At 29.5% G+C, this 14,243-nt stretch carries 17 protein-coding genes and 1 other RNA gene; 7 read left to right on the forward strand and 11 right to left on the reverse strand.

Features of this window, described 5'->3' with window-relative positions:
* The first annotated feature begins 79 nt into the window (after positions 1-79).
* Positions 80-1,030 (forward strand): transglutaminase domain-containing protein, encoded by a 951-nt coding sequence (locus H3Z83_RS03650; RefSeq protein ID WP_182124106.1) that lies wholly within the window; start codon positions 80-82, stop codon positions 1,028-1,030.
* On the opposite strand, the gene H3Z83_RS03655 is transcribed toward H3Z83_RS03650, so the two are convergent.
* The 3 genes from H3Z83_RS03655 to H3Z83_RS03665 are packed head-to-tail and all read right to left on the reverse strand — an operon-like array spanning position 1,031 to position 2,851.
* Positions 1,031-1,381, reverse strand: coding sequence for a DUF1801 domain-containing protein (locus tag H3Z83_RS03655; RefSeq protein WP_182124107.1), 351 nt, complete (start codon positions 1,379-1,381; stop codon positions 1,031-1,033). It abuts the gene before it with no gap.
* Between the two features lie 3 nt (positions 1,382-1,384).
* Complete coding sequence (locus tag H3Z83_RS03660; RefSeq protein ID WP_182124108.1) at positions 1,385-1,603, reverse strand: DUF3820 family protein; 219 nt, start codon at positions 1,601-1,603, stop codon at positions 1,385-1,387.
* 39 nt (positions 1,604-1,642) lie between these two features.
* A complete protein-coding gene (locus H3Z83_RS03665; RefSeq protein ID WP_182124109.1) occupies positions 1,643-2,851 on the reverse strand; it encodes an NAD(P)-dependent oxidoreductase in 1,209 nt (402 codons plus the stop codon).
* A 193-nt stretch (positions 2,852-3,044) separates the two neighbouring features.
* Between H3Z83_RS03665 and ssrA the strand changes: the two genes are divergently transcribed.
* Positions 3,045-3,439, forward strand: a transfer-messenger RNA (tmRNA) gene (gene ssrA / locus H3Z83_RS03670).
* Between the two features lie 37 nt (positions 3,440-3,476).
* On the opposite strand, the gene prfA is transcribed toward ssrA, so the two are convergent.
* Positions 3,477-4,553 (reverse strand): peptide chain release factor 1, encoded by a 1,077-nt coding sequence (gene prfA / locus H3Z83_RS03675; RefSeq protein WP_182124110.1) that lies wholly within the window; start codon positions 4,551-4,553, stop codon positions 3,477-3,479.
* Positions 4,554-4,630: 77 nt separating this feature from the next.
* Between prfA and H3Z83_RS03680 the strand changes: the two genes are divergently transcribed.
* A complete protein-coding gene (locus tag H3Z83_RS03680) occupies positions 4,631-5,065 on the forward strand; it encodes a hypothetical protein (protein WP_182124111.1) in 435 nt (144 codons plus the stop codon).
* On the opposite strand, the gene H3Z83_RS03685 is transcribed toward H3Z83_RS03680, so the two are convergent.
* A complete protein-coding gene (locus tag H3Z83_RS03685) occupies positions 5,062-5,928 on the reverse strand; it encodes a winged helix-turn-helix domain-containing protein (protein WP_182124112.1) in 867 nt (288 codons plus the stop codon). The two genes, H3Z83_RS03680 and H3Z83_RS03685, sit on opposite strands and share 4 nt — an antisense overlap.
* Positions 5,929-6,052: 124 nt before the next feature.
* Between H3Z83_RS03685 and H3Z83_RS03690 the strand changes: the two genes are divergently transcribed.
* The 4 genes from H3Z83_RS03690 (at position 6,053) to H3Z83_RS03705 (ending at position 8,421) form a co-directional block, all read left to right on the forward strand.
* Positions 6,053-6,616 (forward strand): YceI family protein, encoded by a 564-nt coding sequence (locus H3Z83_RS03690; protein WP_182124113.1) that lies wholly within the window; start codon positions 6,053-6,055, stop codon positions 6,614-6,616.
* Positions 6,617-6,618: 2 nt separating this feature from the next.
* Positions 6,619-7,191, forward strand: coding sequence for a hypothetical protein (locus H3Z83_RS03695; RefSeq protein WP_182124114.1), 573 nt, complete (start codon positions 6,619-6,621; stop codon positions 7,189-7,191).
* Between the two features lie 81 nt (positions 7,192-7,272).
* Complete coding sequence (locus H3Z83_RS03700) at positions 7,273-7,950, forward strand: DUF4386 domain-containing protein (RefSeq protein ID WP_182124115.1); 678 nt, start codon at positions 7,273-7,275, stop codon at positions 7,948-7,950.
* A gap of 99 nt (positions 7,951-8,049) precedes the next feature.
* Complete coding sequence (locus H3Z83_RS03705; protein ID WP_182124116.1) at positions 8,050-8,421, forward strand: hypothetical protein; 372 nt, start codon at positions 8,050-8,052, stop codon at positions 8,419-8,421.
* Positions 8,422-8,432: 11 nt separating this feature from the next.
* Here the strand turns inward: H3Z83_RS03705 and H3Z83_RS03710 are convergent, their stop codons facing one another.
* From H3Z83_RS03710 to H3Z83_RS03735, 6 genes are all read right to left on the reverse strand, one after another.
* On the reverse strand, positions 8,433-9,611 hold the full coding sequence (locus tag H3Z83_RS03710; protein ID WP_182124117.1) for an AIR synthase related protein: 1,179 nt from the start codon (positions 9,609-9,611) through the stop codon (positions 8,433-8,435).
* Between the two features lie 115 nt (positions 9,612-9,726).
* Positions 9,727-11,235: a carboxypeptidase regulatory-like domain-containing protein gene (locus tag H3Z83_RS03715; RefSeq protein WP_182124118.1), complete on the reverse strand. Its 1,509-nt coding sequence runs from the start codon at positions 11,233-11,235 to the stop codon at positions 9,727-9,729.
* Between the two features lie 11 nt (positions 11,236-11,246).
* Positions 11,247-12,593: a CsgG/HfaB family protein gene (locus H3Z83_RS03720; protein WP_182124119.1), complete on the reverse strand. Its 1,347-nt coding sequence runs from the start codon at positions 12,591-12,593 to the stop codon at positions 11,247-11,249.
* Between the two features lie 19 nt (positions 12,594-12,612).
* Positions 12,613-13,026 (reverse strand): curli assembly protein CsgF, encoded by a 414-nt coding sequence (locus tag H3Z83_RS03725; protein ID WP_182124120.1) that lies wholly within the window; start codon positions 13,024-13,026, stop codon positions 12,613-12,615.
* Positions 13,027-13,032: 6 nt separating this feature from the next.
* Positions 13,033-13,758 (reverse strand): CsgE family curli-type amyloid fiber assembly protein, encoded by a 726-nt coding sequence (locus H3Z83_RS03730; RefSeq protein ID WP_182124121.1) that lies wholly within the window; start codon positions 13,756-13,758, stop codon positions 13,033-13,035.
* A gap of 14 nt (positions 13,759-13,772) precedes the next feature.
* Positions 13,773-14,192, reverse strand: coding sequence for a hypothetical protein (locus H3Z83_RS03735; protein ID WP_182124122.1), 420 nt, complete (start codon positions 14,190-14,192; stop codon positions 13,773-13,775).
* Positions 14,193-14,243: the final 51 nt, after the last annotated feature.

A 14,243-nucleotide genomic window follows, 5' to 3' on the forward strand; every position in this document is an offset into this window, starting at 1 on the left:
TTTAATCTGATAACTGAAAATTGTCTTTGATAATTTATAGGCACAATTTTTGATTAATAAAATTGTTTTAAATTTCGACATGAAACAATTTCTATTACTCTTATTATTTACTTCATACTTCGGGTTTTCACAAGAATTTTCTTCAATTGAAAAAATAACAAAAGACTACCCTAAACATTTAAGTTCTGAAGCATTAGCTAAAAAAATAGCTTCTGATTTTAAATCTAAAGAATCACAAGTAAAAGCAATTTTTAATTGGGTTAGTAAGAATATTAGTTATGATCTAGATAATTTTCGAAATCCTAAACAAAAAAGGATACGTTTTCGTTATAGAAACGAAGCTGAAAAGCAACAAAAAATTAACGAAATTAAAAATGAGATTGTAGATAAAACTTTAACTACTAGAAAAGCTGTTTGTGAAGGTTATGCTCAAACTGTTGCTAAAATATGTAACTTACTAAATATCGAAAACGAAGTTATAAAAGGCTATGTAAGAAATTCTTTAAACGATATTAATAATGTAAGAAACATAACAAACCATGCTTGGAATGCAATAAAAATTAATGACAAATGGATTTATATTGATGCTACTTGGGCAGCTGGAGCTGTTTTTAATGGTAAATGGCAGAGAAGATTTAATCCCTATTTTTATGATATTCCTAAAGAAAAATATTTTAAAACACACTTACCTGAAAACACTCTTTGGCAATTAAGAGTTGGTAGAATTACAAAAGAAGGTTATTATAATCAACCTATTTACGAGTCTTCTTTTTTAAAATCTGATTTAGAATTAATTTCACCGAAACAAGGTGTTTTGAACAATAAAAAAGCTATCGAACTTAAGATTAAAAATTTAAAACCTCATCAAAAAGTATTATTTGGATTTAGCGGTTATCAATATGCAAAAAAACCTGACGACATATCTTATCAAAATAATATTAGTACTATTAAAATAACACCTCCACAAAACACAAGAGGATTGTATTTAATTATTGACAATGAGGTAATGCTGGAATTTTTAATTAAATAGTTATTTATTCCTCAATTCATAAGCTTCACTTAAAACCGATACTAAAATTTCACTATTTATTTCTTCTAGTTGAAAGTAACGAAGTGACTTTACTGCTTTTCTATTTTCAGAAACTAGAAACTCATTATACATTTTAAGTTCTGTATTACAATAAAAACCTACATCAACATATCCCTTTTTTGTTGCATTGAAATAACATAGCGGTTTATTGTTTAAATAATAAAACGGAATTTTCCATTTATATAATAACTCTGCTTCCTCAAAATTAGTTTCTACCAAAATTTGTAAGTGCAGTAAAATAGACTGTAGTGACTCTGGTTGTTTTAATATGTATTCTTCAGCTGGTTTCATTAACTACAATGTTCTAATTTTTCGCAAAACATCCTCTAAACCGTTTAATTGAAGTTCGTAGACTAATCCCATCATCTTACCTAATTTACCTTGCGGAAATCCCTTGTTTTTATACCATACAATATAATACTCTGGTATATCAACCAAATATACACCTTTATACTTTCCAAAAGGCATTCGCATATTTGCGGTATCAATTAAAAACTTTTTATCTGGTAACATATAGTTATAAAAAATCCTGCCGAAGCAGGACTTAAATTGTTATTCTTTTCCGTCTACGTAATCTTGTAAATATAAATAACGGTCAGTTAGTTTCCCATCATTTGTAGTCATTTTAGCTCTTTCTAGAACACCTTCTTTATCATTATTATAAAATGATGGAATAACGTGTTTTAAAAACATTTCTCCAAAACCTTCACTTGCATCTTTTGGCAATTCACACGGCAAATTATCAACTGCCATTACCGTAATTGCTTTTTCATCCATAAAATCAATTTCTGATTCCGTTTCAGGGTTATACCCATAAATAGGATCTGCAATTGTTGAAGGGCGAATTGTACAAGCTACTGGTCCATCAATATCACAAGAAACATCTGCTACATATTTAATTTTGAAATCTGAATGCTTTGCATCCTCTCTTGTAAATAAATACGGAGCTCCATCCCCATAAAAATGCCCAGCAATAAAGAAATCTGTTACTTTAGCATATGGCATAAAGTTACTTTCATATCCACTTGGATCTTTATAAAAAGCATACTTATCCCCAGCTTTACCATCAATACGCTTATTATATTCCATAACATCCGCCATACAATATATTGGCTCAGAAAAATCGGAAGTTAAATATAAAGTATCTGAAACTTCTTTAATTTTTAAGTGATCTAAAATCTCTTTAGCTCCCTTAGCTACCTTACCAGTACCTGTTAGTAATATTTTAATATTTGGTAAAGTTATTTTATCAAGTTCAGCTTTTACAGCTTCTAAATCTGGTAATGTTTCTACCTTAGGTAAGTTAAAAAGTCCTTCTCTAATACCTAAAGCTCTAAATCCGTTATATGCACCGACTAAACCAGCATAACGACCAAAGCCAATTAACCTTGCTCCACCTTCTTTTACAATCGTTTCATGATCATACATTTCAATATTTCTCTCTAGCATTGCCTTTAACAACTTTCGATTATAAGGTTGCTTCTTTATAGTGTGTGAAAAATAAAAGTATTTTTTATTCGGAATTAAATTATCAACAGGAACTTCTTTTACTCCTAACAATACATCGCAATCAGATACATCATTCGACACCTCTATTCCGAGATCCCTATAAGCATCATCAGAAAAAACTCGGATATCAGAACTTTCAACCACAATTTCAGCTTCTGGAAATTGTTGCTTAAACTCTTGTAATTTTTCAGGTGAAAAAACAACTCTTCTATCTGGTGGATTCTTACGTTCTTTTATGATTCCAAATTTCATGATCTATTTACATTAAAATTTAACAAATTGCCTGTAATTGTTATAAATTACAACAAGCTTCGCGAAAATACTTGTTTTATACGTATCGCACAAATAGTATTTTTATATATTTGTTGCCCACAAATAAAAAGGCTATACTGTATTATTTCATTGGTATATTTATTGATTATTTATTTGTGTTCTTTAACATATTGGGGACGACTGGTTTTGACAGCAAGGTCAGTGATAATGTAAGCATACCGAGGAGTGAGATGACAACTCGTAAAACTTATTTCAACTTTTTAAACGGCGAAGATAACTACGCTTTAGCTGCATAATCTGAATTAACAGTAGGATTAGCCTCGGCGCACAAGGTGCGCAAGCTTTATGTCCACGAAAAGCCTTGGTTTACGGCGTTTCACTTTTGGGCATCGTAAAAGTAAACATAGAAAACTTAATGCTTTGATAAGTTTTCGAAACTAAAGAAGATAAGTTATAGTTAGGCTGTTTTTGGTCAGGCTATAATCGAAAATCAAACAAAAACTAAGTATGTAGAAAGCCTTTGAGCTGCTTGTTTGGACCCGAGTTCGATTCTCGGCGTCTCCACAAATAAAAAAAGCAACCAAATTTGGTTGCTTTTTTATTTTTAAATTGTTTCTCCTAACTCTTTTAATTTAGAAGTATTTTCGGCAAGCATTAACTCATCGATAATTTTTTGAATATCTCCATTTACAATATTAGATAAATCATATAGCGTAAGTCCAATTCTATGGTCTGTTACACGACCTTGTGGATAATTATAGGTTCTAATTTTAGCAGAACGATCTCCTGAAGTTACCATCGAACCGCGCTTTAAAGCGTCTTCTGCTTGCTTTTTAGCTAGCTCTAAATCGTATAAACGAGAACGTAATACCTTAAATGCTTTTTCTTTGTTTTTATGTTGAGATTTTTGATCTTGACATTGCGCCACTAATCCTGTTGGAATATGCGTTAAACGCACCGCAGAATACGTTGTATTTACAGATTGCCCTCCTGGTCCTGAAGAACAGAAAAAATCAATACGTACATCTTTAGGGTTAATCTCTATATCAAACTCTTCTGCTTCTGGAAAAACCATACAAGTTGCAGCTGATGTATGCACTCGTCCTTGAGTTTCGGTTTGAGGTACACGTTGTACACGATGTACACCTGCTTCAAACTTTAAAGTTCCATAAACATCATCTCCAGAAACTTCAAACTGAATTTCTTTAAATCCACCGTTAGTACCTTCAGAAAAATCTACCGTAGAAACTTTCCAACCTCTACCTTCACAATACTTAGTGTACATTCTAAATAAATCTCCTGCAAAAATACTAGCTTCATCTCCACCAGTTCCAGCACGTAGTTCAACTACTGCATTTTTAGAATCTTCTGGATCTTTAGGAATTAATAAAAACTTAATTTCATCTTCTAAAACAGGAATTCTATTCTTAGCTTCATCCATTTCCATTTTAGCCATATCAACCATTTCTGCATCGCTTCCGTCTGCAATAATTTCTTTAGCTTCTTCAATGGTATTTAATAAACTTTGGTATTCATTTGCCTTATCAACAACCTTTCCTAAGTCTTTATATTCTTTATTTAATTGAACATAACGCTTTTGATCAGTAATAATATCTGGCTGAATGATTAAGTCAGAAACCTCATCAAAACGTTGTTTAACTATCTGTAATTTATCTAGCATTGTATCTTTTCTTGGGGTGCGAATTTACGATTTTTATCGAATTTAATCCATATCTTTAACTTATAAAGATGAATATTATGCGCTATTTTCTATTAATACTAACTTGTTTAATCGTTTTATCTTGTCAAACAGAAAAGAAAAAACAAAAACCTACATGGTTAATTGGTAAATGGGAACGTGTTAATGAAAAACCTAATAAAAGAACTTTTGATTTTTGGGATAAATATTTAACTGGTATTGGATTTACTTTAAAGGATGCCGATACCATTTTTAAAGAAGTGATGAGCATAGTTGAATTAAAAGATACGTTGCATTTAAAAGTTGAAAGAGTTAACAAAACACCTACTCTATTTAAATTTACCCAACAAACCGATAGTTCATTTGTATCTGAGAACCCTGAAAATGAATTCCCTAAAAAGATTTATTATTACAAAGAAAACGGACAGTTAAAATGTAAAATCTCTAATAATGAACTTTCTATAGATTTTGTTTTTAATGAAATCAACCATTAATTTACTTCTAACTTATATCCAACACCGTGTATATTAGTTATTTTAATAGAACTATCTTCTTTTAATTTTTTACGCAGTTTAGAAATATAAGTATCTAAACTTCTACCTACAAAAACACCGTTATCTTCCCAAACTTTTTTCATTAACTCATCACGTTTTATAATTTGGTTGGGATTTTCTACAAAAATAGCTAGAAGCTCACATTCTTTTTTAGACAAACTAATTTCAGTAGCTTGTTTCACCAATTTATTTTGCTCTGGATAAAACTGAAAGATCCCTATAAAAGTAGCATTGTCTATTTTTTCTTCTAATCTCTCTTCTATTTTAGGTTTTAAGAAAACATAATCAACTCCAAAAAGCAACAACAATACTATCAATCCAAGTAAAAAGAAATGCCTGTTAAAAAAAGTAGTATTTAAAGCAGTAAATTTCACTTCAATCACATAACAATTATTCGGCAACAATCTTCCTTTACATGGAATAATATCACTCTCTTTTTTATTTTTTATCTCATAACTATAAGCCACTTCGTTATCGTCGCATTGAACAACTTCCGTGCGGTAATACTTTGGTAGTTTTGATTTCTTTAAACTTTGTTTAATAATTGAAGTTAAACTATCTGGATTGATAGATAAATTATTCTGAAAAGAGATCTTGTACTTTGAATCTTCTAATTCAGTAATTGGTAATACCAAAGATGTTGAATCTTGATTAGATAACAACAATTGATGTCCAACATTACGGAGAGAAACTTTTACGCGTTCAGAAAAATCTTCATCAATTTTGTTTGCGCTAGAAAAAATCCAGCCTAAAAAAAGAACTATTCCTAAACTTATATATATGTAAACTTTCTTTTTATTCATAATCTAAAACAAAGAACATACAATTTCTTTAATTTTTACAACTATTGACACTTCTTTTACATTTTTTTGACACTTTTTTACTGTCACTAAAATAGTTTTACTCAAAACTTAAAAACATTTCAAAATGAAAAAAATTATCATCGCACTTATTTGTCTTACTTGTTTATCAACTATTAGTAACGCACAAGAAAAACTACCTATTAATGTTTCTAAAAGCTCTATAAAATGGATTGGTGAGTATACATTTTACTTTGGTGGACACGATGGTTTTATAAAAATCAAAGAAGGTCATTTTATAAAAAGTGGAGATTCAATTACTGGTGGAGCATTTATTATTGATATGAATTCTATTACAAACACTGATATAAAACATGAAAAAGGGAACAAAAGTTTAGTTGATCATTTAAAAAATTCAGACTTTTTTGATGTTAAAAAATATCCATTAGCAAAAGTTAACATTACTAATGTTGAATATTTTGATGATGAATCTATGAGGATTAAAGCAAATCTTACCTTAAAAGGAATTACAAAACCTATTAAATTTAACGCAATCCCTAATTATAAAAATAAAAGTTTAACAACAAAATTTAAGATTGATAGAAGAGCATGGAATGTAAATTATAAAAGTAAAATGAAAGATGGTGCAATCTCCGACGCTATTGGTTTTGAAGTAACTTTAAAATTATAATGATGAAAAAAATAATCTTATTATTAATGCTTTGCTCGATTAATGCTTTCGGACAAAAAAACGAATTTAATTTAATAGAATTAGATACTACTTGGGGACAAGAAGTAATTCGTTTTCCTGCAAGAAACATGAATTATAAAGGAGTTGGAGAAGTAAGATTTCCTCCAAAAGGATGGATAAAACCTAAGCATGATAATTTCTGGTCTTATACCTACGCTTGGAGTATCAACGTAAATAGAGAAATTCCTAAAAAAGAATTAGCAATCGATTTGGTAAAATACTTTAATAGCCTGAATCACATTGATATGAGTGACATAGAAAACAAACGCTATAGTTCTGCTACAATCACTAAAGTCAAACAAAATAAAACTACAGCATATTTTAAAGGGCATGTAAATATATTCGATCGGTTTGCAACTAATAAAATGATAACACTAAATGTTTTAATTGAAAGTTATTATTGTGAAAAAAAGAAGGAAACCAATATTCTGTTTAAATTTTCACCTAAAGAATTTAATCATAATACTTGGAAAATGCTACAAAAAGTAAAACTATATTCAGACTTATGTAACTAACCCTATAAGAGTCTAAATTTCAGACAACTATTTCTTATAATATTGCGTCTTAGATACATAACCAATCATTATAAATATACTATGAATCCAACCAAACCAACTACTAGAACTATTGGAATTCTATTTTTAATCATTTTCGTCTCAGGCATTTTAGTCTACCAAGTGTTAAGAGGTCCTTTTCTTTTTGGAGATGACATTCTTGCAAACGCAGCTTTAAATTCTGATAAAGTAACTATCTCAACATTAGTTAGCTTTCTTGCAGGAATATTAACTATTCTAATCTCTGTATTACTATTACCTATTTTTAAAAAGTTCAGCAGTAAACTAGGTTATATATATGTAGCTTTCTGTCTTTTAAATTTTATTGCTATTGCTATTGAAAGTTACAGTGCAATTTCTTTATTAGATTTTAGTACTGAATTTAGTAAGAGTGACAATAAAACAACTTTAGAAAGTTTATCGGGAGTTTTTTATAACAATCATAGATCAGCACATTTTATGTACTTGTTAACTTCTTGTTTACCAGTTTTTGTTTTATACTACTCTTTATTTGTCGGAAAATTGGTTCCAAAAACAATATCAATATTCGGAATGGTTGCTGTATTGTTAATGTTTATATCAGTAGTATTATCAATATTCAATATAAAAGGTTCGTCAGATTTAATGATCCCAATTGCTATTATACAGTTGTTTTTACCTTTTTGGTTGATCTTTAAAGGATTTAAAACACCCAAAGAAATAAATTTATCTAAAGTGTAATAATGTATTTCTTCTTATAAATTATTAAAACACCTATTTATAGGTATTTTAATGATTCAATAAGGGTTCTAATTTGGGGGAAATTAAAAAACTTAAAAAATGAATTCAAAAATTTTAATTATTATTTTAGGGATAATATTATTGACTCATAGTTGTCAAGAAAAAAGGGAAACTAAAAAATTAACAAAAGAAAAAATAGAAATCATAAAAAACTCGTCAGAGTTTAAACTTCTAAGTCATTCCGAAAAACAAATGATCATTGATGATTTAGATGATTCACTAAAAAGCAATACAGAATTAAAGAAAAAAGGAATTGTAGCAAATTATGATACAAAATGTAGAACTGGAAATAGAGTTTGTTGCAGTAACTGTACTGCGAATGGAGACCCTAATAGATGCGCAAAGACAAGATTTAAAAAATGTTCTGTCTGCAATCATAGCAGAGGTAATCATTATGCTTCGAGGCGATAGAAATTTAAAAATCAATACTCAAAAACTCCAAACTCACTTTTAATAGTGAGTTTTTTTGTTGATGAAACTTCAACTGTACCAACAATTTGTGCATTTACATTATATGATTTAGAAATGGCAATAATTTCTTCAGCTATTTCTGGAGATACATACAATTCCATTCTGTGTCCACAGTTAAATACCTGATACATTTCTTTCCAATCTGTTTTAGATTGCTCTTGTATTAATTTAAACAGTGGTGGAATTGGAAACATATTATTTTTTACAATATGTAAATTATCTACAAAATGTAATATTTTAGTTTGTGCTCCTCCTGAACAATGAATCATTCCGTGAACAGTATCTGAATTATATTTCGATAAAATTTCTTTGATAATTGGCGCATACGTTCTTGTTGGAGATAATACTAATTTACCTGCATCAATTGGAGAATTATCAACCGAATCAGTTAATTTGGTATTTCCAGAATACACTAAATCAGAAGGAACAGCAGCATCAAAACTTTCTGGATATTTTTCTGCTAAATATTTATGAAACACATCATGTCTTGCAGAAGTAAGTCCGTTAGACCCCATTCCTCCGTTATATTCAGTTTCATAAGTTGCTTGTCCAAAAGATTCTAAACCAACAATAACATCACCAGCTTTAATTTTTGCATTATCAATTACATCAGAACGCTTCATTCTTGCAGTAACTGTAGAATCAACAATAATAGTTCTTACTAAATCACCAACATCAGCAGTTTCTCCTCCTGTTGAATGAATAGTTACTCCAAATTTCTTTAAATCTTCAATTAATTCTTCAGTTCCGTTTATAATTGCTGATAAAACTTCTCCTGGAATTTTACTTTTATTACGTCCAATAGTCGACGATAACATAATATTATCGGTGACTCCGACACATAATAAATCATCAATATTCATAATTAAAGCATCCTGCGCTATTCCTTTCCAAACAGAAACATCTCCTGTTTCTTTCCAATACATATAAGCTAAAGAACTTTTTGTTCCTGCGCCATCAGCATGCATTATTAAACAATAATCTTTATCATTCGTTAAATGATCTGGAACAATTTTACAGAAAGCTTTTGGAAATAAACCTTTATCGATGTTCTTAATAGCGTTATGAACATCTTCTTTAGATGCCGAAACTCCACGTTGTGCGTAGCGTTTAGAAACTTCTTGACTCATTTTATTCAGTGTGTTGTGTTGTTGTTGCTTGCAAATTTAGTTTTTCTTAATTTCTTATCAACAAAAAAGCGAACGTTTTTTAACGCTCGCTTTTATAAAGTTTGGTTTAGCTATTCTATTCCCAATCTGGCATCGTTGCATTTTGGAATAGTTCTTTTCTTTGAATACTTCCAGAAATATTCATCTTTAAAATATTCTTTTGAGAAACACCATCATTAGAAGTATTTACAAATATTACTTCGGCTTCATTAGGTGAAAAACGAGGATCAAGATCATTTGTTCCATTTGTTTTTTGAGCACTAGAAATATCTGTAGAACTCATTGATTGAAAATCATAAATAAATAAATTGGTATTTAGCTGTCTGTAATTTGCAGATTGAAAATCAGAAATATCTCTAGAATACAATAGTTTATTTGATGATGCAGAAAAATTAATTCCTCCTAATGCTCCCTGAACTCCTGTTATAACTGTATGTAAAATATTACCACTCATATCAATAGTAAATATCTTGCCGTTATAGCCATCAGCATCGTTTATTTTTATCGCTATTTTTGTGCCATCTGAACTCCAATCACATTCTGAAATTAAACTACCGTCTGTAGTTTCATATATTTTCTGTAACCCACTACCATCTTTATTAATTGAATAAAGCTTACTGAAATTTGGATACAATAATTTATCTCCATTTTGTGACCAAGAAAAGTCCAACTCATTTAAATTAAAGCCAGCCACAGGTATTGATGACGTAACCCTTTTAACCTCATCTCCGTTAGGCTTCATAGTATATAAATGCGCTTCATTATTATACGTTCTTAAAAAAGCAATTAAGTTTGATGTATTATTTTTTCTAGGCCTCCACGAGTTTGACCCTTTAGTTAATTCAATTTCGTTTTCTACACTATTTTGTTGAAAATTATAAGTAGAAGAATAGATTACATTATTACCATTTATATTTTTAACATAAAAAAATCTATTTTCAGGATCTTCTTTAACTGTAAAAGAAAACAAATCACTTACAACACTTTGGTTAATACCGTCTGACACCTTTACTTGCCAAAAGTATTTCCCTCCAAATTTTAAATTATTTAATTCGTGAGAAGCTTCTGTTAAATCATTAACATTTATAATATCGTTATTAAAATCATTTCTTATTTCAATTGAATATTTTAACGAGTCTTCATCAGGATCTGTAGCTTCCCAAGTTAACGTAACTTTATTTTCTAAATTAGAAGCTCCGTCTGTAGGCGTTAATAAGTTAGGTTTTGTTGGAGGTTTATTTAATGCTGTAGAAATTTCCATTTCTAATATTACATTAACTGCTGCTTCTTTACTTACTTTAGCTGCTTCAAATTTATCTAAAAACCCTTCTTTTTCTGCTTGAACAGAATACTCTTGAGCTTCTATACCCTCAAACTTAAATTCTCCATCAGCGTTTGTAAAAACCGAGTTATTAGATGGTGATAATGTTATTTTAACATTTTTAATTGGCTCAAATCCGTCTTTCTCAACAACTTTTCCTGTAATATCACCATATTCAACTAAACCAATAGTTCCGTCTTCTCCACATTGAAAGAATGTAGATATTACAAATAATAAGCATATAATTCTAATTGTATTTTTCATGTGAATTTATTTTAAAAGTAAACATTAACGCCAGCACCAAATCGCCAAACTACATCATTCTTTTCTCCAACTATTTGCCTATCTAAATCATCACTCATCAACATATTTCCTTCTGCATTTGCGTATATTCCTATTTTATTTGTTATTAAGTATTCAACACCAACTCCTCCCTGAAATTTAAAGAAGGATTGACTTAAATTTTTTCTAGAAATCGAACCAATACCCGTGTATACATAAGGAGAAAACCTATCTTTAGGCAATATCAAATACTCAAAATTCAATCCAGAAGTTAGAAAGACTTCATGAAAACTCCCTTTATTGTTCAACTCAAATCGACCAATTGTTCCCCAAAAACTAAATTTAGGGTCGTCAAACATGTATTTTAATTTAAAATCGAAACCAAATTGATAAGTTGAATTCGCGTAATCACCTAATATTCTAGAAACTCCCATTCCTCCTCCAGCTGCAAAACGATCTCTTCTTTTTTCTTGCTTTCGATTATGAAGTAAAGTGCTTTCAGCATCTTTTATTTCTTTTTCATTTTCTTTTTTGAAAAGGTCTACAATATTTTTTCCTCCTTGCGGTACCCAAAGTCCATCCGCAACTCCTTCAATAATTAATTGTTCTACAGCTTTATCAATTGCTGATTTAACTGCTAATTGTGTTGGTTCTGTTTTTGTTACACCTGTTTCTGCTTCTAATAATCTTCTTAAAGAAACAAATCTGTACAAGTTTGCTGATATACTTTGAGAGAGTATTGTTTTTGAAACATAAACATTTTTTAAAATTTCCCCACTAGAAGTTGACACAGCTCTTAGATATACTGTTATCCTGTCTTCTCTATATTGATTGGAAGCTCCGACACCGAAATAACGTAATCCAGATCCACCAGTAATTATATTAGAATCATAAGAAATAACCCCGCCTTCAAGAATTATCCCAGCGAATAATAATGGAGGCATTTTTTTTGATTTATTCCCCTCATATTCTTGTCGAGTTGAACGAATAATTTGTCGCTCATTAAGTAAGTTAGCTATGTTTTCTCTTTCAATAGGCTTAAACCATTTAGACTCTTCTAATGATTTTAATAAAATTGATGTACCTCCTTGAGTAACAGCTGTACTAAAAGTTGAACCATTTTCAGCAGGTTTATACTGCCCTGTTTGATCTCTGAATTTATAGACACCTACAATGATTTTATCTTTAGGCTGAAACTCTTTAATCAAACTATTAAAAGACGAAGTACTTTCTCCGATTCTAGCTTTTGTTTGTTGATAAGGTTGGTTAAAGTAAGCTCCGCAACTGGTTAGAATAGCAAAAGATACCATAACATACAGTAGTAGTAAGATTTTTTTCATACATTTTTAAGTTAAGAGGTTAGTTTCCTGGTATTATTATCTGTGTTTGTTCTCCGGTTTCAGTGTTTAAAATATTTACTAGTAACCCCCCTCTAGTAGGAGTCACCTCAACAGCTAATGATCCAAAAACGTAAGTTCCTTCTGTGAGTCCTTGATCACCAAACTGTTCTTGAAATAGATCATTTGATAATGAATTAAGTAATTGTCTGTTTAAGCTATCTGCAAAGTTTTCTAAATCCGATTGCTGCTCTATACCTCCATTGCTTTCTTGAAAATCATTTTGAGCATTAGCTGAAGCTAACACCTGTTGATATGCAAAAGGATTATTTCCCCCAAAAAAAGGGCTAATAGGCTTATATGTTAACGTTTGAGACAACATAGAAACACTAAAAAACAATAACCCTATGAATAAAATTGATTTGATTTTTTTCATACTCTTTTATATTTTATGACTTTTTAACAATGCTCTTTGTTTAGAATACACTCTTAATCTTGATAATGCATATTTCACAGTCTCTTTTAAATAGTCTTCGCTAGGGTTTGATCTAAATTCATGAATCATAACATCTTCAACTTCAACACTAATAACTGTTGTTCTAGTTAACCCTGGTTTTTCTTTTATTTTTATTATGAAAGGGTATTTTATACCTGATAATAAATAAGATTGATAAAAAAAATCATAAAAATCTTTCCCCATCTTAGTTATTGCTTCATCAATCACCAGCCCTTTTATTATAAAACTATCTTCATTTATTTTTTTTTTTATAGTTTTCTTTATTGCAGCTTTCCCTATTGAAAATGTATCCCTTGAAATTAATTTATCTTTGTGCTTTATAAATAAGTAAACATTTAATTCTTCATTTTTATTAATGTTTAATCTTATAAGTGCTAGTTTTTTCTTCTCATTTGGTTTTATTGAAAATTCACCAGACTGTTTATTATTAGAATAGTTTCCTTTTCTATCTTTTTTTAATGCAACTAGGTTATAGTTTAACTCATCAATAAACAAAACTCCATCATTTATAGCTTCTGCTTTGATATTAAAAAAATTATCGTTTTTTATAATTTGAATTTTTCCAACAATATCATTCTTTTCTTGTGAGAAGAATACTGTTGAAATTAAAACACAAATCAGTAAACTTATTTTTTTAAAAAGGAGTTTCATACAATAAATTTAATTTAAAAATTCCTGATAATCAAGCTTTTGTAATTAGAGTTCTGACGAACAGTAATATTATCAGAAAAAGAATTAGTCCCAGAAATTAGCAATGAGTTTGAGTTTCCTTTTTGTAAAATTTTCATTTTAGAAACTCTTGAATTGTAGTAATCAGTAAAATTATAGTAGTTTTTGTTTCCTATTTGTTTAATTGATTGATAATCGTTTTGATTAGCCTTTATGCTTAATACATTTTTATAACCTATTTGAGTCGCTATTATCTGACTCTCTTTAACTTGTGTATTTCTATCCTTAACATCATTACTTTTTTTATACAAATCAAAGTTCACTTGTTGAATATGAAAAGGCACTTTGTTATTGGTTTCTTGAGCAATACTTATAGATCTAAAAAAAAATAAACATATGATAATTATAACACGCATGGCTAATGTTTTTTTTAATAAGGGGTGAATTTTCACTCACCCCTTATAATT

This window comes from Tenacibaculum pelagium, from assembly GCF_014062345.1.
Lineage (GTDB): Bacteria > Bacteroidota > Bacteroidia > Flavobacteriales > Flavobacteriaceae > Polaribacter > Polaribacter pelagius.

Bases quoted from the DNA above. Each gene is read 5' to 3' on its own strand.
- H3Z83_RS03650 (WP_182124106.1), top strand. From the start codon at position 80: ATGAAACAATTTCTATTACTCTTATTATTTACTTCATACTTCGGGTTT.
- H3Z83_RS03655 (WP_182124107.1), bottom strand. From the start codon at position 1,381: ATGAAACCAGCTGAAGAATACATATTAAAACAACCAGAGTCACTACAG.
- H3Z83_RS03660 (WP_182124108.1), bottom strand. From the start codon at position 1,603: ATGTTACCAGATAAAAAGTTTTTAATTGATACCGCAAATATGCGAATG.
- H3Z83_RS03665 (WP_182124109.1), bottom strand. From the start codon at position 2,851: ATGAAATTTGGAATCATAAAAGAACGTAAGAATCCACCAGATAGAAGA.
- prfA (WP_182124110.1), bottom strand. From the start codon at position 4,553: ATGCTAGATAAATTACAGATAGTTAAACAACGTTTTGATGAGGTTTCT.
- H3Z83_RS03680 (WP_182124111.1), top strand. From the start codon at position 4,631: ATGCGCTATTTTCTATTAATACTAACTTGTTTAATCGTTTTATCTTGT.
- H3Z83_RS03685 (WP_182124112.1), bottom strand. From the start codon at position 5,928: ATGAATAAAAAGAAAGTTTACATATATATAAGTTTAGGAATAGTTCTT.
- H3Z83_RS03690 (WP_182124113.1), top strand. From the start codon at position 6,053: ATGAAAAAAATTATCATCGCACTTATTTGTCTTACTTGTTTATCAACT.
- H3Z83_RS03695 (WP_182124114.1), top strand. From the start codon at position 6,619: ATGAAAAAAATAATCTTATTATTAATGCTTTGCTCGATTAATGCTTTC.
- H3Z83_RS03700 (WP_182124115.1), top strand. From the start codon at position 7,273: ATGAATCCAACCAAACCAACTACTAGAACTATTGGAATTCTATTTTTA.
- H3Z83_RS03705 (WP_182124116.1), top strand. From the start codon at position 8,050: ATGAATTCAAAAATTTTAATTATTATTTTAGGGATAATATTATTGACT.
- H3Z83_RS03710 (WP_182124117.1), bottom strand. From the start codon at position 9,611: ATGAGTCAAGAAGTTTCTAAACGCTACGCACAACGTGGAGTTTCGGCA.
- H3Z83_RS03715 (WP_182124118.1), bottom strand. From the start codon at position 11,235: ATGAAAAATACAATTAGAATTATATGCTTATTATTTGTAATATCTACA.
- H3Z83_RS03720 (WP_182124119.1), bottom strand. From the start codon at position 12,593: ATGAAAAAAATCTTACTACTACTGTATGTTATGGTATCTTTTGCTATT.
- H3Z83_RS03725 (WP_182124120.1), bottom strand. From the start codon at position 13,026: ATGAAAAAAATCAAATCAATTTTATTCATAGGGTTATTGTTTTTTAGT.
- H3Z83_RS03730 (WP_182124121.1), bottom strand. From the start codon at position 13,758: ATGAAACTCCTTTTTAAAAAAATAAGTTTACTGATTTGTGTTTTAATT.
- H3Z83_RS03735 (WP_182124122.1), bottom strand. From the start codon at position 14,192: ATGCGTGTTATAATTATCATATGTTTATTTTTTTTTAGATCTATAAGT.